Origin of the sequence: Bacteroides sp. AF29-11 (assembly GCF_003602895.1) — a bacterium.
Taxonomy (GTDB): Bacteria; Bacteroidota; Bacteroidia; order Bacteroidales; family Bacteroidaceae; genus Bacteroides; species Bacteroides uniformis.
Map to the genome: position 1 here is coordinate 68,944 of NZ_QTLY01000012.1, position 18,230 is coordinate 87,173.

General features: G+C 47.9%; 19 protein-coding genes. 15 read left to right on the top strand and 4 right to left on the bottom strand.

The annotated features are described in order from the left end of the window. Nucleotides 1-38: 38 nt before the first annotated feature. The 5 genes from rpsD (at nt 39) to DWZ03_RS18935 (ending at nt 3,359) form a co-directional block, all read left to right on the top strand. Complete coding sequence (gene rpsD, locus DWZ03_RS18915) at nt 39-644, top strand: 30S ribosomal protein S4 (RefSeq protein WP_005825685.1); 606 nt, start codon at nt 39-41, stop codon at nt 642-644. An 11-nt stretch (nt 645-655) separates the two neighbouring features. Then, nucleotides 656-1,648 (top strand): DNA-directed RNA polymerase subunit alpha, encoded by a 993-nt coding sequence (locus tag DWZ03_RS18920; RefSeq protein ID WP_005825683.1) that lies wholly within the window; start codon nt 656-658, stop codon nt 1,646-1,648. Nucleotides 1,649-1,651: 3 nt separating this feature from the next. After that, nucleotides 1,652-2,155, top strand: coding sequence for a 50S ribosomal protein L17 (gene rplQ, locus DWZ03_RS18925; protein WP_005825680.1), 504 nt, complete (start codon nt 1,652-1,654; stop codon nt 2,153-2,155). A gap of 141 nt (nt 2,156-2,296) precedes the next feature. Further along, a complete protein-coding gene (locus DWZ03_RS18930) occupies nt 2,297-2,710 on the top strand; it encodes a hypothetical protein (protein ID WP_005825677.1) in 414 nt (137 codons plus the stop codon). A gap of 109 nt (nt 2,711-2,819) precedes the next feature. After that, entirely contained in the window at nt 2,820-3,359 is a 540-nt protein-coding gene (locus DWZ03_RS18935) for a hypothetical protein (RefSeq protein ID WP_005833536.1), read from the top strand. Between the two features lie 40 nt (nt 3,360-3,399). On the opposite strand, the gene DWZ03_RS18940 is transcribed toward DWZ03_RS18935, so the two are convergent. Then, on the bottom strand, nt 3,400-5,298 hold the full coding sequence (locus tag DWZ03_RS18940; RefSeq protein WP_009037299.1) for a MutS family DNA mismatch repair protein: 1,899 nt from the start codon (nt 5,296-5,298) through the stop codon (nt 3,400-3,402). Nucleotides 5,299-5,424: 126 nt separating this feature from the next. On the opposite strand from DWZ03_RS18940, the gene DWZ03_RS18945 reads away from it, so the two are divergent. Both DWZ03_RS18945 and DWZ03_RS18950 read left to right on the top strand, forming a co-directional pair. Beyond that, on the top strand, nt 5,425-6,069 hold the full coding sequence (locus DWZ03_RS18945; protein WP_317125016.1) for a DUF6563 family protein: 645 nt from the start codon (nt 5,425-5,427) through the stop codon (nt 6,067-6,069). A gap of 11 nt (nt 6,070-6,080) precedes the next feature. After that, complete coding sequence (locus DWZ03_RS18950; RefSeq protein ID WP_008661850.1) at nt 6,081-6,533, top strand: DUF6078 family protein; 453 nt, start codon at nt 6,081-6,083, stop codon at nt 6,531-6,533. A gap of 229 nt (nt 6,534-6,762) precedes the next feature. On the opposite strand, the gene DWZ03_RS18955 is transcribed toward DWZ03_RS18950, so the two are convergent. Beyond that, nucleotides 6,763-7,383, bottom strand: coding sequence for a lysine exporter LysO family protein (locus tag DWZ03_RS18955; RefSeq protein ID WP_117749838.1), 621 nt, complete (start codon nt 7,381-7,383; stop codon nt 6,763-6,765). Next, the gene (locus DWZ03_RS18960; RefSeq protein WP_117749837.1) at nt 7,380-7,658 is read right to left on the bottom strand and encodes a LysO family transporter; all 279 of its coding nucleotides are present in this window, start codon (nt 7,656-7,658) and stop codon (nt 7,380-7,382) included. Before DWZ03_RS18960 ends, DWZ03_RS18955 begins: the two co-directional genes overlap by 4 nt. 433 nt (nt 7,659-8,091) lie before the next feature. Between DWZ03_RS18960 and DWZ03_RS18970 the strand changes: the two genes are divergently transcribed. Continuing rightward, nucleotides 8,092-8,442: a lipocalin family protein gene (locus tag DWZ03_RS18970; protein WP_005825659.1), complete on the top strand. Its 351-nt coding sequence runs from the start codon at nt 8,092-8,094 to the stop codon at nt 8,440-8,442. A 27-nt stretch (nt 8,443-8,469) separates the two neighbouring features. Here DWZ03_RS18970 and DWZ03_RS18975 read toward each other — a convergent pair whose 3' ends face one another. Continuing rightward, nucleotides 8,470-9,207: a hypothetical protein gene (locus DWZ03_RS18975; RefSeq protein WP_016271991.1), complete on the bottom strand. Its 738-nt coding sequence runs from the start codon at nt 9,205-9,207 to the stop codon at nt 8,470-8,472. Between the two features lie 311 nt (nt 9,208-9,518). On the opposite strand from DWZ03_RS18975, the gene DWZ03_RS18980 reads away from it, so the two are divergent. From DWZ03_RS18980 to DWZ03_RS19010, 7 genes are all read left to right on the top strand, one after another. Next, nucleotides 9,519-11,501 (top strand): urocanate hydratase, encoded by a 1,983-nt coding sequence (locus DWZ03_RS18980; protein WP_061412542.1) that lies wholly within the window; start codon nt 9,519-9,521, stop codon nt 11,499-11,501. Between the two features lie 147 nt (nt 11,502-11,648). Continuing rightward, nucleotides 11,649-12,539 (top strand): glutamate formimidoyltransferase, encoded by an 891-nt coding sequence (gene ftcD, locus DWZ03_RS18985; protein WP_005833514.1) that lies wholly within the window; start codon nt 11,649-11,651, stop codon nt 12,537-12,539. A gap of 63 nt (nt 12,540-12,602) precedes the next feature. After that, complete coding sequence (gene hutI, locus DWZ03_RS18990; RefSeq protein ID WP_061412545.1) at nt 12,603-13,856, top strand: imidazolonepropionase; 1,254 nt, start codon at nt 12,603-12,605, stop codon at nt 13,854-13,856. 48 nt (nt 13,857-13,904) lie between these two features. Further along, a complete protein-coding gene (locus tag DWZ03_RS18995) occupies nt 13,905-14,534 on the top strand; it encodes a cyclodeaminase/cyclohydrolase family protein (RefSeq protein ID WP_005825652.1) in 630 nt (209 codons plus the stop codon). Further along, complete coding sequence (hutH, locus tag DWZ03_RS19000) at nt 14,531-16,027, top strand: histidine ammonia-lyase (RefSeq protein ID WP_044467781.1); 1,497 nt, start codon at nt 14,531-14,533, stop codon at nt 16,025-16,027. The genes DWZ03_RS18995 and hutH overlap by 4 nt, the downstream gene beginning before the upstream one ends. A 155-nt stretch (nt 16,028-16,182) precedes the next feature. Next, nucleotides 16,183-16,845 carry a TetR/AcrR family transcriptional regulator gene (locus DWZ03_RS19005; RefSeq protein WP_005825647.1) on the top strand — a complete coding sequence of 221 codons (663 nt, stop codon included), beginning with the start codon at nt 16,183-16,185 and terminating at the stop codon, nt 16,843-16,845. A 27-nt stretch (nt 16,846-16,872) separates the two neighbouring features. Further along, a complete protein-coding gene (locus DWZ03_RS19010) occupies nt 16,873-18,225 on the top strand; it encodes a TolC family protein (protein ID WP_057087526.1) in 1,353 nt (450 codons plus the stop codon). Nucleotides 18,226-18,230 lie beyond the last annotated feature (5 nt).

Here is an 18,230-nt window from a genome sequence, read left to right on the forward strand (position 1 = left end):
CCCAAGTTCATGAATAAACAATTAAATATTTAAAAGAAATGGCTAGATATACTGGACCAAAATCAAGAATAGCCCGTAAATTCGGTGAAGGTATCTTTGGAGCAGATAAAGTATTGTCAAAGAAGAACTATCCTCCCGGACAGCACGGTAATTCCAGAAAGAGAAAGACTTCTGAATACGGTGTTCAACTTCGTGAGAAACAGAAAGCCAAATATACTTATGGCGTTTTGGAAAAACAATTCCGCAACTTGTTTGAGAAGGCTGAGACTGCTAAAGGTATTACTGGTGAAATCCTTCTCCAATTGTTGGAAGGTCGCCTTGACAATATCGTATTCCGTTTGGGTATTGCTCCTACTCGCGCAGCTGCTCGTCAGTTGGTGAGCCACAAGCACATTACTGTAGACGGTGAGGTTGTGAATATTCCTTCTTATGCAGTGAAACCGGGTCAGGTGATCGGTGTTCGTGAAAGATCCAAATCATTGGAAGTTATCGCTAATTCACTGGCTGGCTTTAACCATAGCAAATATCCTTGGTTGGAATGGGATGATAACTCTAAGGTAGGCAAATTGCTGCATGTACCTGAAAGAGCAGACATTCCTGAAAACATTAAAGAGCATTTGATCGTAGAATTGTATTCTAAATAATAATTAATTTCATGGCGATATTAGCATTTCAAAAACCTGATAAAGTATTAATGTTGGAAGCGGACTCTAGATTCGGAAAATTCGAATTTCGTCCGTTGGAGCCCGGTTTCGGTATTACCGTGGGTAATGCACTGCGCCGCATCCTGCTTTCTTCATTGGAAGGTTTTGCTATCACTACTATCAAGATAGACGGTGTTGAGCATGAATTTTCCAGTGTTCCGGGGGCAAAAGAGGATGTTACTAACATTATCTTGAATCTGAAACAAGTGAGATTCAAGCAAGTAGTTGAAGAATTCGAGAGTGAGAAAGTAAGTATTACAGTCGAGAATTCAAGTGAATTTAAAGCAGGTGACATAGGTAAGTATTTGACTGGATTTGAAGTGTTAAATCCTGAATTAGTTATTTGTCATTTAGATTCAAAGTCGACTATGCAGATAGATATTACGATCAACAAAGGTCGTGGTTATGTTCCTGCTGACGAAAACCGCGAATATTGCACCGATGTGAACGTAATTCCTATCGATTCTATTTATACTCCGATACGTAATGTGAAGTATCAGGTAGAGAACTTCCGTGTAGAGCAGAAGACCGACTACGAGAAACTGGTACTTGAGATTACTACCGACGGTTCCATTCATCCGAAAGAAGCCCTGAAAGAAGCTGCAAAGATTCTGATTTATCACTTCATGCTTTTCTCTGACGAGAAGATCACGCTGGAAACAAATGATGTTGACGGCAATGAAGAGTTTGATGAAGAAGTATTGCACATGCGTCAGTTGCTGAAGACCAAGCTCGTTGATATGGATCTCTCTGTACGTGCCCTCAACTGTCTGAAGGCTGCAGATGTAGAGACTCTTGGTGACTTGGTACAATTCAACAAGACGGATTTGCTGAAATTCAGAAACTTCGGAAAGAAATCGCTTACCGAGCTTGATGATTTGCTGGAAAGTCTGAATCTGTCGTTTGGAACTGATATTTCTAAATATAAATTAGATAAAGAATAAAAAATGAGACATAATAAGAAATTCAACCATTTGGGTCGTACTGCCTCTCATAGAAACGCTATGTTGGCTAATATGGCGTGTTCTTTGATTAAGCACAAAAGAATCACTACGACCGTTGCAAAGGCTAAAGCTTTGAAGAAGTTTGTTGAGCCTTTGATTACAAAGGCTAAAGACGATACGACTAATTCCCGTCGTGTTGTATTTAGCAATTTGCAAGACAAGTATGCTGTAACTGAATTGTTTAAAGAAATCTCTGTGAAGATTGCTGATCGTCCGGGTGGTTACACTCGTATTATCAAGACTGGTAACCGTTTGGGTGACAACGCTGAAATGTGCTTCATTGAACTCGTTGACTACAACGAAAACATGGCTAAGGAAAAGGTTGCCAAGAAGGCTACTCGTACCCGCCGTTCAAAGAAAGCTGCTGCTACTGAAGCTACTCCTGCTGCAGAAACTGCTGCACCAGTTGCAGAAGCTCCTGCTGCTGAGGAAGCTAAAGCTGAATAATTCAACTATTCTTTTTATATATAGAAGCCGTTCCAATTTGTTTGGAGCGGCTTTTTATTTCCTATAAATCATCCAAGAAACATTAAAAGATGTGTGCATTAAACAAATTCCTGAAAGAAACTGTTATATTTGCACATAGATATGGCTAAATTCTTAAGATTCATAGGATTCATGGTGCTTGCATTGGCTTTATGGCAGACTGTAAGCGATACATTTGCCAATAAAGCGGCGAGTGGTGGGAATGTTGTGAGTGAGAATACTATTGCCGTACATGAGCAGACTGATGCCTATATTGCGATGCCTCAATTGCCTTATCTGCCGGATGCAGAGCTGGCGGGCATGGGTGGACAATTACATTCGCTGACGTACTCCCGTATACAGCGCATTTCTACCACGGAATATATATTTTCTTTAAAGGACTGGATTGACAAACTGGCCCAGCGAGCGGCTGTTTTGTCTCTGCATCGTGAGAAACTCTATGATGCCACTGCCTATTATCGTTGCCAGCCGGTGTGCGAATATTACATTTTCACGCTAAGGCGTATTCTCATTTAGTGTTTTATTGAATCTTCCTTTTTCCCTTGTGTATGGTCAGACTATGTGTTTTTGCAGGGAAATACTGTATTTTCTATTTCTAATAAATTCATTAAAACATATTATAATTATGGCAACTCAAACTATTGACGCAACTCTTTTTGCGTCTTCACATCCCGATATTGTAAAGCGTACCAGTGTTTCAGGACTTATCTTTTCAGTAGCTATGCTGCTGGTCGGTGTTTTTATTTTTGCATCCATTTTTGAGATGAGTGATAAATCTTCCACTCTCAGCATGGCTTTGATGGTGCTGGGTACGGCATTCGTCTTGCTTGGCGTGTTCCGTCTGTTTTGGAAATCGAAGGAAGTGGTCTATTTGCCGACGGGCAGTGTGACCAAGGAACGCAGTGTTTTCTTCGATTTGAAATATTTGGGCAAACTTACAGATATGATTGAGAATGAACAGCTGAATGGCGAGACTGAAATAAAAAGTAGCGGCAGTGGAAATGTGCGCATGGATGTCATGATTTCGCAGGACAATAAATTTGCGGCTGTACAGTTGTATCAGTTTGTGCCTTACACGTATACTCCGGTAACTTCCGTACGCTACTATACGGGTAGCGATGCGGTTGCAGTATCTACTTTCCTGGAGAAATGTAAAACAGCATAATCAGTCAAAGAGTTAGACTTGACTTTAACTGTGGTGGGGATTAGTCGGCAACGGCAATCCCCATTTTTTTCATCAGGAAGCAGGCGTTCATATTCTGGGCGATGCCTGGGCGCAAGCGGTAGGAGAAGGTCAGTTCATTGTCTGTAATGTCTGCTTCGAAGCGATAGTTGCGGATGTCATCGGGGAAGAGGTCGATGAGTGTTCCCAGCAGCAGGTCGTGGGTGGCAATGATGCCATTGGCCTGCAAAGTCATGAATTGCTTGATAAGGGAAAAGGAGCCTTTCTGCTTGTCCATGGAGTTGGTACCTTTCAGAATTTCGTCGAGGATGATGAAAAGCTCCTCACCAGCCTGCAGCTTGTCTATGATGAGTTTCAGACGTTTGAGTTCGGCAAAGAAGTAGGACTCGTTGTCGTTCAGTGAATCCGAGGTACGCAGGCTAGTGATGAGCCGGGCCGGGCATATTTCCATTTGGCGGGCACAGACGGGGGCGCCGATGCAGGCAAGGAGGTAATTGATGCCCACCGTACGCAGATAGGTGCTTTTCCCTGCCATGTTGGCGCCGGTGACGATGATGAAAAACGGTCGTTTCACCATGTCGATGTCATTGCGGACACAGCGGTCACGGTTCATCAGCGGATGGCCTAGGGCTTCGGCACGGAGACGGAAGGAGGAAGGGGCATTGATGGGTGCTTCCGTTTCAGAATTGCTTTCTTCTTCTTTATTTAGGTTTCCTTTCCCCTTTCTTTCCGCTTGAACTATCTTTGGGTAAATATAGTCCGGATGATTATAGGCAAATGTTGCCAGTGAGTTGAGCGCATCCATTTGTCCGATGGCATCGAGCCACCCGGGCAGTTCAGCGGCATATTGCTCTTTCCAGGCTTCAATGCGCATGATTTGACGCAGTTCCCAGAAGAAGAGGCCGTTCAGAATGACGTACATAAAGACATTGTTGCGTTGGTCGAGTTCATCCATGAGCTTGTTCAGCCTGCTGATGGAGTGGGAGGCTTTCCGTTTTTCTCCGTCAATCTGTTGTCTTATCTCTTTGAGCAGGGTGGCTTGTGCAGGCTGCTTTTCCATGAGGTGGAGCAGGGCGGCGTAGGTGGAGAGAATTTGCAGTTTTTTGCCATAGATGGCCTGCATCTTGGTGACTTTGCCAGTGAAGCCGAAGCCGGCGATGACGAAGCAGGTCCAGATGATGCCGTAGATACTTGCGGACAGAATTCCTGCCATGACGAGTGCGAGGCAGATGAGGTTGGCTCCCGTCACCAGTACCGGCAGGAGGCGCAGTAATTTCCGGCTCCGGAAGATGCTCGGACTTTCCGCCCATTGGCACAGTTCTGTTTCATCGGCGGCTTTTCCTTTGTACAGCAGGCCGAGGATACGGAAGCGCTGACGGAATTTCAGTTCCGGAGCCAGTTCACTGACGGCTTCTTGTCGGCGGATGATTTCTTCCTTTCTCTCGAGATGTTTCCCCAGCCAGTGGGCGAGGCGGTGTTTCCCGGGCTGTGTGCAGGTACGGTTGATGTACTGGAAAAGGGAATGCGGACCGAAAACATCCAAATCATAGGTGTAGAGATGGGTGGGGTCGATGTATGCTTCGCCGTCATCGAAAGAAGACGTATCGTAATCCAGAGCGGCGAGTTCCTGCTCGTTGATTTCCATCTTCTTTTCTAGATAGTCCTTGCGATGGAACAGCCGGTTGTGGTATTTCATTAAAAATAGGAACGGCAGTAGGGTGATGAGGGCAATGCAGGCCAGTATACCCCAGCTCTCGCTCCAGAAATAGATAATTCCTACTACTCCTGCCACAAACAGCAGCAGGCGCAGGCTGCCGATGCGGTAAATCTTCTGTTGTACTTTATTCAGTTCTTGTCTTGCCTCTTCTGCCGTGTTGCGGTAGACGGCGCTGATTTTATCTATCGTATTTATTTGCTCCATACATGTTAAGTTTAAGGCAAAGATATACATTTCCAATTGTTTTTTCCGCGATTTTTTGTCTACTTCCGATAAAAAATGTACCTTTCGCTCACTAAAACAAAGTTTCAGAAAAGAGGAGGTTGGGATATGAAGAAGAGTTGGTTGTCAGGCGTTCTGATGTTGTTGGCGGTTTTGCCGGCGGCGGCGCAACAGGTAATGTATTCCAATCTGAAAGAGTTGGTGGAGAACCGTGGCGATACGGTTACCACACTGAAGATTGAGAAGCGTACAAAGAACCAGATTTACCTCATGGGCGGTGCCGATTATCGTATTACGGTAGACGACAATCCCGGTCTTTGCCGTTATTTGAAGTCCCGTTGTTATGCTGTACGGGTAGATACCTCGCTTTATGTCAATTGCCGTAAGATGCGCTATAAGCGTTATCGCTTCGGGCAGTGGTATGCACCTGCCATGTGGCTCGGCGGCAAGGTTTACTTCTGTGCACAGCCCGTGGGACAAGCGGCCGCCAGTACCATGACTCCCGATGATGCCACGCGTTTGGGTGGTGAAGTGGGAGATGCCATCCATGCTTCGGGACTGGTGCATGCGCGCGTTTATTACGAACTGAATCCCGAAACCGGAAAGTCCGAATTCGTGGGGTGTGAGCGGATGATGCAACTGCTTGACGGATACCCGACACTGCACGCCGAATTCGAGAAAGAAACAAGCGAGTCGGCAGAGGTCATCGGCAAGTATCTGCGTGCACTCCGTCCATTAATCACTAATCATTAATCATTAATAAGATGATATTATTGCAAGACGTGCCCGATGGGTACGAATACTGCTTTGCGGGTAACGGAAAGTGCCCCAAAGCCTCTTCCTGCCTGCGGGCGATAGCGGCACAACTGTTGTCCGAGAGTGAAGCCCCCCAACCACAGTCCGTTCGTGCGGTGAATCCTTTTTATGTCAGCAGCTTGTCCGGGTCCTCCACCTGTGCCCGTTACCGCTCCAGCGAGCAGCTGCACTATGCCCGCGGTATGACACGCCTTTTCGACGAAGTACCCGCCAAGCTGCTTTTCACCGTGCGCCATCGCGTGATGGGATGCTTCTCTTGCGAACGCTATTACTATCATTGCCGCAAGGGCGAGCGCCCTATCTCTCCCGAAGAACAGCAGCGGATAGCCCGGGTATTCAAAGCGGTAGGCATAGGCACCAAGCCTAAGTTCGACCACTACGAGTATGCGGTAGCTTGGTGACCGGCTGCAAAGTCACTGCACACCTTTTGCAGCGTCACTGCAAACCCGTTGCAGTCGCGCTGCAAAGCAGTTGCAGTATCACTGCAAATAGGTATGCAGTGACGCTGCAAACGGTATGCAGTGGCACTGCAAAAAGCATGCACTCACTTTGCAGTGAGAAGTCGCTGTTGTTCACGTTGTTACAGTATGAATACAATGAGGCCTTATCTCCCTCTTTTCGGCCTGCTGTTTACAGATTGCAGAAGAAGGATACGAATACCGGTACACTCATATCAATTAATATTCCGTGGAATATAGCGATAGGAATCACGTCCTTTCCGGAATATTGGGTGATGGAGGGTAGAAGTACATCCATCGAATTGACCCCTGCCGCCGATATAGGTGCCAATTTGCCGAAATATTTCCGGATGAGCGGTGCACCCAGCAAAGCCATCATTTCACGGAAGATATTGGCAAGCAGGGCGATGGTGCCCAGCTCCGTGGCGAGTTGCAGGCCTATGGAAGGTTCCTTGAATTGCGTAATCAGAATGGAGGAAAGCGAATAATAAGCAAATCCGCTACCCACCGCCATGCAGTCGAACACACTCCATTGGCTCAACAGCAGACTGGCGAAGGCAGAGAACAACAGCGTTCCCACAATGGTGGCCATCGGCACCAAAAGCATTTTGGGCCGCAGGCTCTTGACCAGCTCCTTCAGTTTCTTGTTGCTTCCGATGCCGATGCCCACCTGGAACATCAATGCATAGAGCACATACATGGATAAGTCGTGCAGGTCGAACCGAAAATCATTGGCTACTCCCATCAGGCAGCCGGCACAGAAAAATGCAACAACCGTCAAACTTCCCTTCATTTCTTCTCTCCTTTCTTGAAAAATAGGTGAAACACCATCAGTGAGGCCAACATGCTGCCTGTAATGCTCAGTGAGGCCAGTACGGCGGCCTGCCACCCGAATCTTCCCAGATTGTCAACAATCAGACGGTTGGAACCGATGGATACGCCGAGTACAAAGAGCAGCAGTAAGATGGTGAGCGAGGCGCTTTTCTCCACTTTTTGCAACATCTGTACGTTACGCATCAGGTATCCGATACCGATTCCTATAAACATGATAGATATAATTGTAAACATAAGTTTTCTTCTTCTTTTTGGTGAATACATAGGTTAGTCCGGTTTTTCCGAATGGAAACCCCATACACGGCATTTCTCCCTCCTTTTCTCGGTAAGGGAAGTGCAAAATAGTAAAATGTAAATTGCAGGGTAGTTAAATGAATCCGCTGAACCAATGTACGTGCACTATGAAATGGCCGCATAAGGTCTTGTTGCCCCATGCAGCATTGCGCGTATTGTATGTTGTAGTTAAAGACTGGTTCATATCGTTTTTTGAATTTCGGTACAAAGGTAATGCTAGCTTGAATAATTTCCAAATAAATATTCATAATTTGTTTTGTGAAAAGACTCTTCAATATATGGAAGCTCCCGTAAAAACATTATTTTTGCAGGAACATAGAGGAAATACAAGAGTTCCTTTGTTTAGAAATATAGTTTTAAAAAGAAAAGAGACATGAAAAGATTGAGAGATTTAACTGCTGTTCTTGGCATGGTTGCTTTGACTGCTTGCAACAATGCCTCCATTGAAGGCTCTTGGGTGGAGCCGGTTCCGGGAATGTCCGGTATGCAACAAGGTTTCGTTCTTGATGGGGACGGAAGCGCCTCTTCCATTAACATGGCCACCTTGAAATATGAGGCATGGAAAAAAGTAGGAAACCGGTTGTTACTTTCAGGTACCAGCATCGGCAATCACCAGAATATTTCTTTTACGGATACGCTGACAATAGAAAAACTGACGCAGGACAGTCTGACTCTTAAAAGAGGAGAGCTACTCTTGAGGTATGCCAAAACCAACGAAGACTGAATAAAGAAAAAAATGCTTTGATTTTGGTTATTTAGTCTCGGGGCTGGGTTTCAAGAAGTCGTTCCGGCTCATTCTTCTCAGATGCTTCTTTTTGCTTCCGTCATCAATGACGAGGGTCAGCGAATCGCTCCATTGTTGGAGAGAAGATAGAGAAGAGATATCGCATGATACGGTACGGAAGTGATGGCTTGTTTTTGTCCATCCGTCGGGAATGCGCGGATTGTAGCAAAGTTGCAGTCTGAGCGTGTCCGGTTCCTGCTTGGTTGCGTCGTATACCAGATTCACTTCTCCGTTGTGGATTTCGCCGTTTATGTGGTTGAAGGTGGAGAATCCGGCCTGTAAATCCACATAGCCGTAAGAGGCATAATCTATAGACAATGATTGGGGAATAGTACAATTTTCATTGCCGGTGATGTGTCCGGCATCCGCTTCCTCCTGGGTGAGGGGATGAACTGTTTCGTATGCCTCTATTGTATAGACCTGCGCATTGTCGATATATTTCATGCCATTGGTAGAGGTGGTCCAGTCGTCTTCTGTGTAATAAAAGTTGAAGTAACCCCGTTCCTTGCCGGCAAGTTCCTTGCTGTGCGAAACAACCAGACCGGCATAGTGTCTCTGGTAGCAGTAGAAACCGTTTTCTGCATCTCCCACGATGGTGGCCACGTTGGCAAATCCTCTGGAACCGTCGTCCTTCATAAGGTCTGTGCAACTAGCACAGCTAAGCATGCCGATTGTCAGGATGATACTTGATAGTAAGTTTTTCATAGTTATATTCTTTTGGCTTTTAATGATTTTATCTCGTCTTTTTTTGGAAGAGTTTCACAAATATAGAGATTATTTTGATAAAATGTAGTGTGTGGAGGCAAAAACATCTGAAATGTTTGCAGGTTCTGGGATAATCTCTGATAAAAGCGTTGTAACAAACAGCGGGGGGCGGGCGAAGTGTTTTGGTCGGTTTCTGACTAAAAGATAAATAATCCCGGCATTCCGTTGCGAATGTCGGGATTTATTTCTATATTGCGGCAAATATAACCCTCGTGGGCTGACACTTTGTAAATCCTTAATCTTTATAGGACATGGAGATAACCTTAAGTAAAACATTGCCTTCCTATCCTTCCTTTGTCGAGGGTATCCGGCGGGCACCCGACCGTGGCTACACCCTTACCCCTGCGCAGACGGCTACGGCATTGAAGAACGCTTTGCGCTACATCCCCAAAGAGCTGCACGAAACCCTCGCTCCGGAGTTCATGGAAGAACTGCGTACACGTGGACGTATCTATGGCTACCGCTACCGCCCGCAGGGCGACCTCAAAGCGAAACCCATCGACGAATACAAGGGGAACTGCATTGAAGGCAAGGCATTCCAGGTGATGATTGACAATAATCTTTGTTTCGACATCGCCCTTTATCCGTATGAATTAGTTACCTATGGTGAGACGGGACAGGTCTGCCAGAACTGGATGCAATACCGGCTCATCAAGCAGTACCTCGAAGTGTTGACGCGCGAACAGACACTGGTCATCGAAAGCGGACATCCGTTGGGGCTTTTCAAGTCCAAGCCCGAGGCGCCCCGTGTCATCATTACCAATGCGCTGATGGTGGGGCTCTATGATAATCAGAAGGACTGGCACACCGCTATGCAGATGGGCGTTGCCAACTACGGGCAGATGACTGCCGGCGGCTGGATGTACATCGGTCCGCAGGGTATCGTGCACGGCACGTTCAATACGTTGCTGAATGCAGGCCGTCTGAAACTGGGCATTCCGCAAGATGGCGATTTGCGCGGACGCTTGTTTGTTTCTTCCGGTCTGGGAGGCATGAGCGGTGCGCAGCCCAAAGCTGCCGAGATGGCAGGGGCGGCGGCAATCATTGCCGAGGTGGATGCTTCCCGCATCGAAACCCGCCATACCCAGGGCTGGGTGGGACACGTTACAGATTCTCTGGAAGAAGCCTTCTCGCTGGCTCGACAAGCCATGGACGAGTGTCGCCCGGTTTCTGTGGCCTATCACGGCAATGTCGTCGATTTGCTGGAATATGCGGTGCAGAAGCAGTTGCACATAGATTTACTTTCCGACCAGACTTCCTGCCATGCCACCTATGAGGGCGGTTACTGTCCTGCCGGACTGACGTTTGAGCAGCGTACCCATATGCTGCACGAGAATCCGTCGAAATTCCGGTGTCTGGTGGATGCTTCCTTGGAGCGTCATTTCAAGGCTATAAAAAGGCTGGTGGAACACGGCACGTACTTCTTCGATTATGGGAACTCCTTCATGAAAGCCGTCTACGATGCCGGCGTGAGCGAAATTGCTCGGGACGGAGATGATAAGAACGGCTTCATCTTTCCCAGCTATGTGGAAGACATAATGGGACCGGAACTGTTTGATTATGGTTATGGTCCGTTCCGCTGGGTGTGCCTCAGTGGAAAACATGAAGACTTGGTGAAGACCGACCGTGCGGCGATGGAATGTATCGACCCTACACGTCGCGGGCAAGATTTGGATAACTATAATTGGATTCGTGATGCGGAGAAAAACAACTTGGTGGTAGGCACGCAGGCTCGTATTCTTTATCAGGATGCCGTGGGACGTATGAATATAGCTTTGCGCTTCAATGAAATGGTGCGTAAGGGAGAGGTCGGCCCCATTATGTTGGGACGCGACCATCACGATGTCAGCGGTACAGACTCTCCATTCCGTGAAACATCCAATATCAAGGACGGCAGTAATGTCATGGCAGATATGGCGGTGCAGTGTTTTGCTGGAAACTGTGCGCGTGGCATGAGCTTGGTGGCCTTGCACAATGGAGGTGGCGTAGGTATCGGAAAAGCCATCAACGGCGGTTTCGGCATGGTGTGCGACGGCAGTGACCGGGTAGACGAAATCCTGCGTTCCGCTATGTTGTGGGATGTGATGGGTGGTGTGGCCCGCCGTTCGTGGGCACGCAATCCGCATGCCATGGAGACGAGCGAGGAGTTTAACCGTACGCATGCAGACGGCTATCATATCACGATGCCGTATGTGGCTGATGAGAAGTTGGTGCAGAAAGTGGTGAAGGAGTAAGTAAAGTGATGATTTCATTTTTTAGACGCGGATAACGCGGATTTTTTCTTTCAAAAGAATCCCGACGTCTCTGTATTCCGATAAAAAGAATTCGCGTCATCTGCGTCTGAAAAATCAGAGTATATATATTTTTTTTTAAAGAGCATTATGAATAAGATTATGGAATGCGTCCCCAATTTCAGCGAAGGGCGCGATTTGCAGAAGATAGATAAGATAGTAGCTCCTTTTCGGGGCAAACAAGGTGTGAAACTGTTGGATTACAGTAACGATGAAGACCACAACCGCCTTGTGGTGACCGTAGTGGGCGAGCCGGAACCGCTTCGTGATGCTGTGCTCGAAGCTATCGGCGTGGCGGTAGAGCTGATAGACCTCAATCACCATCAGGGACAGCATCCTCGTATGGGTGCTGTAGATGTAGTACCTTTTATCCCCATCCGGAATGTGACGATGGAAGAAGCCGTTGCCCTCTCGAAAGAAGTGGGCAAGGAGGTTGCAAAACGTTACAATCTTCCCGTCTTCTTATATGAAAAGTCTGCTTCTGCCCCTCATCGGGAGAATTTGGCTGCTGTCCGTAAAGGGGAGTTCGAAGGTATGGCCGAGAAGATAAAGCAACCGGAATGGCATCCCGACTTCGGACTGGCCGAACGTCATCCCACCGCAGGCACAGTGGCTATCGGTGCCCGCATGCCTTTGGTGGCCTATAACATCAACCTCAATACCCCCAGTCTGGAGATAGCCCATGACATCGCTAAGAAAATCCGTTTCATCGGCGGAGGACTGCGTTATTGCAAGGCAATGGGAGTGGAGTTGAAGGACCGCGGCATCACGCAGGTATCCATCAACATGACGGACTATACCCGCACCGCCCTCTACCGTGCTTTCGAACTGGTGCGTGTGGAAGCCCGCCGCTACGGCGTCAGTATTGTGGGCAGTGAGATTATCGGTCTGGTGCCGATGGAGGCCTTGATAGATACAGCGTCCTACTATCTGGGATTGGAGAACTTCTCCATGGAGCAAGTCTTAGAAGCACGAATGTAACCGAATTAAATAGTACTAACTTAATTCCCCTCCCTACGGGGGAGGGGTTAGGAGAGAGGCTTTATGACAGAAAACCTTATTATATTCAATACCCGTGTAGTGACCCCCCTCGGCTTTTCTGCCCGTTGCGGCAAGGAGATGGAGCAACTGAGCATCATCGACAATGCTACGGTGGAAGTGACCGATGGCATCATCACCTACGTCGGACCTAACCGTGGAGAGGAGCGTGACGGCTATTATCAGCACTACTGGCATTACAATGCCCGCGGCAAGTGTCTGCTACCCGGCTTTGTGGACTCACACACACATTTTGTGTTTGGTGGCGAGCGTGCCGAGGAGTTCTCCTGGCGTTTGAAGGGAGAGAGTTACATGTCCATCATGGAACGTGGAGGAGGCATCGTGAGTACGGTGAAAGTTACCCGTGCATGTAATTTCATCCAGCTGCGCAGCAAGGCGGAGGGCTTTCTGAAGCAGATGAGTGCTATGGGAGTGACTACCGTAGAGGGAAAGAGCGGCTACGGTCTGGACAAGGAAACCGAGCTCCTGCAGCTTCGGGTGATGCGTAGCCTTAATAATGACGAGCACAAGCGTGTAGACGTTGTCTCCACTTTTCTCGGTGCACATGCTGTGCCTGCAGAATACAACGGACAGACGGACGAGTACGTGGACTACATTATCCGCGAAGTGATGCCCGTAGTGGTTCATAATAATTTGGCAGAGTTCTGCGATGTCTTCTGTGAGCAGGGCGTTTTCTCCATCGAGCAGTCCCGTCGCCTTTTGCTGGCAGCCAAGGAAATGGGACTTGTCTTGAAACTCCATGCCGACGAGATTGTACCATTAGGGGGTGCCGGACTGGCTGCTGAACTTTCTGCCGTCTCTGCCGACCATCTGCTGCATGCTTCGGATGCGGACATCCGCGCCATGGCCGACAAGGGAGTTGTGGCGACCCTTCTTCCGCTGACAGCCTTTGCTTTGAAGGAACCCTATGCTCGTGGGCGCGAAATGATTGATGCTGGTTGTGCCGTGGCCCTTGCCACCGACCTCAATCCGGGCAGTTGTTTCTCCGGTTCCATCCCCCTGACATTTGCCTTGGCGTGCATTTATATGAAAATGAGTATTGAAGAGGCCATCACTGCTCTGACCTTGAACGGTGCGGCCGCTCTGAACCGTGCGGACAGCATTGGTAGTATCGAGGTGGGCAAGAAAGGAGACTTCGTAGTGCTCAATACGGATAATTATCACTTTTTACCTTATTATGTAGGTATGAATTGTGTCAATACCACCATAAAGGGGGGAGTGCTTTATCCTGTACTTTAAGAAGTGCTGATATCCCCTCTTAATCCTTAATCTTTAATATTTAATATCATGTTAGTTGATTTGACAGTAAAGGAATTTTTGAATAAAGTGGCGGGTAGCGATCCCGTCCCCGGTGGCGGTAGTATTGCCGCTTTGAACGGTGCTATTGCTTCTGCTCTTGCCGCTATGGTTGCTAACCTCACCATCGGTAAGAAAGGTTATGAACTTCACGAAGAGCTGATGCGCCATATCTCCGGAGTTGCCTTGCAGCAAAAGGGGGCTTTTGTAGAAGATATAGACCGCGACTCTGAAGCCTACGACAAGGTGTTTGCCTGCTTCAAGATGCCGAAAGCTACGGATGAGGAAAAGGCGGCGCGCAGTACTGCCATCCAGGCGGCTACCAAGTTTGCCGCCCTTGTTCCCATGCAGGTGGCACGCAATGCGTATGAGCTGATGACGGTTATCATGGATGTAGCTCGCCTGGGCAACCGCAATGCCGTTACGGATGCTTGTGTGGCCATGATGTCTGCCCGTTCGGCTGTGCTGGGCGCACTGATGAATGTACGCATCAACCTGGGTTCGCTGAAGGACAAGGAGTTTGTGTCCAAGCTCCAAAGTGAAGCCGACGAATTGGAACACTTGGCTTGTGCGAAAGAAAAGGAATTGTTGGACGAAATCAATCAAGAGCTGAAAGTATGAACAATGTCTATTATGTAGGTTCCGGTGAGTTGACCTTCGACCTCATCGAACGTATCATCAATGAAAATCTGAAACTGGAGCTGGCTCCGGAAGCCAAGCTGCGGATACAGAAGTGCCGCGATTATCTGGACAAGAAGATTGCGGAGTCGGAAGAACCCTTGTATGGCATTACCACCGGTTTCGGCTCGTTGTGCAGTAAGAGCATTTCGTCGGACGAGCTGGGCACCTTGCAGGAAAATCTCATCAAGAGCCATGCTTGCAGTGTGGGCGAGGAGATACGCCCGGTCATCATCAAACTGATGATGTTGCTCAAGGCGCATGCTCTCTCTTTGGGGCATAGCGGTGTGCAGGTCATCACCGTGCAGCGCATCCTCGATTTCTTCAATAACGACGTGATGCCTATCGTTTATGACCGTGGCTCACTGGGCGCCTCCGGCGACCTGGCTCCTCTGGCCAACCTCTTCCTGCCGCTTATCGGTGTGGGCGATGTCTATTATAAAGGAAAGAAGCGCGAGGCTATCAGTGTGCTCGACGAGTTCGGTTGGGAACCGGTGAAGCTGATGAGTAAAGAGGGATTGGCATTACTCAACGGCACCCAGTTTATGAGTGCCAACGGTGTCTTTGCTCTTCTCAAAGCCTTCCGTCTCTCCAAGAAAGCCGACTTGATTGCCGCTCTCTCCCTGGAAGCTTTCGACGGGCGTATAGATCCGTTTATGGACTGTATCCAGCAGATTCGTCCACACAAGGGCCAGATAGAAACAGGTGCCAACTTCCGCAAACTATTGGAAGGCAGCGAGCTGATAGCCCGTCCCAAGCAGCATGTACAAGACCCTTATTCGTTCCGTTGCATCCCTCAGGTGCATGGGGCCACGAAAGACGCCATCCGTTACGTGGCTTCCATCCTGCTGACGGAAATCAATTCTGTGACGGACAATCCCACCATCTTCCCCGATGAGGACCGTATCATCTCGGGCGGTAACTTCCACGGCCAGCCGCTTGCCATTTCCTACGACTTTCTCGGCATTGCCCTGGCAGAGCTGGGCAATATATCCGAGCGGCGCATCGCCCAGCTTATCATGGGGCTGCGTGGACTTCCGGAATTCCTTGTGGCCAATCCCGGTCTGAACTCCGGTTTCATGATTCCGCAATATGCTGCCGCGTCTATGGTAAGCCAGAATAAGATGTACTGCTATGCCGCCAGCAGCGACTCCATCGTTTCCTCCAACGGGCAGGAAGACCATGTCAGCATGGGTGCCAATGCAGCTACTAAGCTTTATCGCATTATGGACAATCTGGAGCATATCCTTGCCATCGAACTGATGAATGCCGCTCAAGGCATCGACTTCCGCCGTCCGGCAAAGACTTCTCCCGTTCTGGAGCGTTTCCTGCACGAATATCGCAAGGAAGTCCCTTTTGTGAAGGAAGACATCGTGATGTATAAGGAAATCCATAAGACAGTCGCTTTCCTCAACCGGACAAAGTTTGATTATTAGGAACTTCCCAATAAATCTGCCAGAAACATAATAATTATTAATCTGTTAACAATAAGAAAGGAAACTTAATTGGCGAATTGAGTTTTCTTTCTATATTTGTCCCGTTTTATTCCGATAATGAATAAAAATAGTTTTAGTTTAGAAAGGGAAGAAAAATGGGCGAACACACGAAGCATTCAACATCACGGGTGGAACTGAGGGAACGTATCATTCTGGCCGCCGTAGAATTATTTACAACAAATGGAATAAAAAGTATCACGATGGATGAGATTGCCGCATCTTTGGGTATCTCTAAGCGCACTCTCTACGAAGTTTTTCCGGACAAGGAAACCTTGTTGGAAGAATGTATCCTGAAGTCCCAGAAGGATGGTGATATTTTTGTGAAAGGAGTAATAGAGACTTCCAGTAACGTATTGGAAGTTTTGTTGAGATGTTATCAGTGGAGCATAGAGCGTTTTCATGCCACGAACAAGAAGTTTTTTGAGGATATCAAGAAATATCCCAAGGCTTATCAGTTGATGAAGAACAATCGGAACCGGAGCTCGGAAGATACAGTGAACTTCTTCAAAGAGGGCGTGAAGCAAGGCATTTTTCGTGATGATGTGAATTTCGCCATTATCAATCTGCTCGTGCGCGACCAGCTCGATTTGCTGATGAATTCGGACATCTGCAATGAGTATTCTTTCCTTGAAGTGTACGAATCTATCATGTTCACTTTCTTGCGCGGTATCTCTACGGAGAAGGGTGCCCGTGTCCTGGAGGACTTTATCTGCGAATATCGCAAGAATCAGGTAAAGCCGGATGAAACGAAGGAGTAGTTTTAATAAATAATCTATTTTTGATTTATGAAGATGCAGAGATTTTGGGTAGGAAGAGCACTACTGTTGGCAGTTGCTGTGCTGTATGCCGGCGGCTATGTGCGCGCACAAGAGGCAAAGGATACCCTGACCCTGACCCTTGACCGTGCCTTGGAGATTGCTTTAAGCGACAATCCTACCATAAAGGTGGCGGAGGAAGAAATTGCTTTGAAGAAAGTGACTCACAAGGAGACCTGGCAGAACTTGCTTCCGCAGGCAAGCATTGACGGTACGTGGAATCATACCATCAGTGCGGCACAGATGAATCTTGGCGGACAGTCGTTCAAGATGGGTATGGACAATTCGAATACGGTAAGCGGGGTGCTGAATATCAGTTTGCCCATATTCGCCCCTAGCGTATATAAGGCCATGTCGATGACCAAGACAGACATTGAACTGGCTGTGGAAAAGTCACGGGCTTCTAAGCTGGACTTGGTGAACCAGGTAACTAAGGGTTACTATCAGCTGATGCTGACGCAAGACTCCTACGATGTGTTGCAGAAGAGCTATAAGCTGGCGGAAGACAACTACAACATTGTCAATGCCAAGTATCAGCAGGGTGCCGTCAGTGAGTTCGATAAAATCAGTGCCGAGGTGCAGATGCGCAGCATTAAGCCGAATGTGATTTCGGCGGGTAATGCCGTGACGTTGTCCAAGTTGCAGTTGAAGGTACTGATGGGGGTAACGGCCGATGTGGATATAGAGATTGCCGACAATCTCGGCAACTATGAGACGGAGCTGTTTGCCAATGAACTGAATCAGCCCGCTGCCAATCTGAACAATAATACGACGATGAAGCAGTTGGACTTGAACCGGAAGATGCTCAATCAGAACATCAAGTCACTCCGTGCCAACTTCATGCCTACTTTGGGTATGAACTATTCTTACCAGTACCAGTCACTCTACAACGAGGATTGGAACATCCTCGATTATAATTGGAGCGGAAGTTCCGCACTGATGTTTACGCTGAGTATTCCTTTGTATAAGGCAAGCAATTTCACCAAGCTCAAGTCCAACCGTATTCAGATACGTCAGTTGGAGCAGAACCGTCTGGACACAGAGCGAAAGCTGAACATGCAGATTACCAGCTACCAGAACAACATGGCTGCCAGTTCCGAGCAGGTTGTCAGCAACCGCGAGAATGTGATGCAGGCACAGAAAGCTGTGCAGATTGCCGGTAAACGCTATGAGGTAGGTAAAGGTACGGTGTTGGAGCTGAACACTTCGCAAGTGCAGCTTACGGAGGCCGAACTGACTTATAATCAGTCCATCTATGATTATCTGGTTGCGAAGGCTGACCTTGACCAAGTGCTGGGAAAGGATTATATTGCAGAGAACTAAGAATG

Coding starts and splice junctions, on each gene's coding strand:
- DWZ03_RS18975 (WP_016271991.1), bottom strand. CDS start 9,207: ATGAAAAACTTACTATCAAGTATCATCCTGACAATCGGCATGCTTAGC.
- DWZ03_RS18995 (WP_005825652.1), top strand. CDS start 13,905: ATGTTAGTTGATTTGACAGTAAAGGAATTTTTGAATAAAGTGGCGGGT.
- DWZ03_RS18970 (WP_005825659.1), top strand. CDS start 8,092: ATGAAAAGATTGAGAGATTTAACTGCTGTTCTTGGCATGGTTGCTTTG.
- ftcD (WP_005833514.1), top strand. CDS start 11,649: ATGAATAAGATTATGGAATGCGTCCCCAATTTCAGCGAAGGGCGCGAT.
- hutH (WP_044467781.1), top strand. CDS start 14,531: ATGAACAATGTCTATTATGTAGGTTCCGGTGAGTTGACCTTCGACCTC.
- DWZ03_RS18950 (WP_008661850.1), top strand. CDS start 6,081: ATGATATTATTGCAAGACGTGCCCGATGGGTACGAATACTGCTTTGCG.
- DWZ03_RS18930 (WP_005825677.1), top strand. CDS start 2,297: ATGGCTAAATTCTTAAGATTCATAGGATTCATGGTGCTTGCATTGGCT.
- hutI (WP_061412545.1), top strand. CDS start 12,603: ATGACAGAAAACCTTATTATATTCAATACCCGTGTAGTGACCCCCCTC.
- rpsD (WP_005825685.1), top strand. CDS start 39: ATGGCTAGATATACTGGACCAAAATCAAGAATAGCCCGTAAATTCGGT.
- rplQ (WP_005825680.1), top strand. CDS start 1,652: ATGAGACATAATAAGAAATTCAACCATTTGGGTCGTACTGCCTCTCAT.
- DWZ03_RS19010 (WP_057087526.1), top strand. CDS start 16,873: ATGAAGATGCAGAGATTTTGGGTAGGAAGAGCACTACTGTTGGCAGTT.
- DWZ03_RS18940 (WP_009037299.1), bottom strand. CDS start 5,298: ATGGAGCAAATAAATACGATAGATAAAATCAGCGCCGTCTACCGCAAC.
- DWZ03_RS18920 (WP_005825683.1), top strand. CDS start 656: ATGGCGATATTAGCATTTCAAAAACCTGATAAAGTATTAATGTTGGAA.
- DWZ03_RS18955 (WP_117749838.1), bottom strand. CDS start 7,383: ATGAAGGGAAGTTTGACGGTTGTTGCATTTTTCTGTGCCGGCTGCCTG.
- DWZ03_RS18980 (WP_061412542.1), top strand. CDS start 9,519: ATGGAGATAACCTTAAGTAAAACATTGCCTTCCTATCCTTCCTTTGTC.
- DWZ03_RS18935 (WP_005833536.1), top strand. CDS start 2,820: ATGGCAACTCAAACTATTGACGCAACTCTTTTTGCGTCTTCACATCCC.
- DWZ03_RS18945 (WP_317125016.1), top strand. CDS start 5,425: ATGAAGAAGAGTTGGTTGTCAGGCGTTCTGATGTTGTTGGCGGTTTTG.
- DWZ03_RS18960 (WP_117749837.1), bottom strand. CDS start 7,658: ATGTTTACAATTATATCTATCATGTTTATAGGAATCGGTATCGGATAC.
- DWZ03_RS19005 (WP_005825647.1), top strand. CDS start 16,183: ATGGGCGAACACACGAAGCATTCAACATCACGGGTGGAACTGAGGGAA.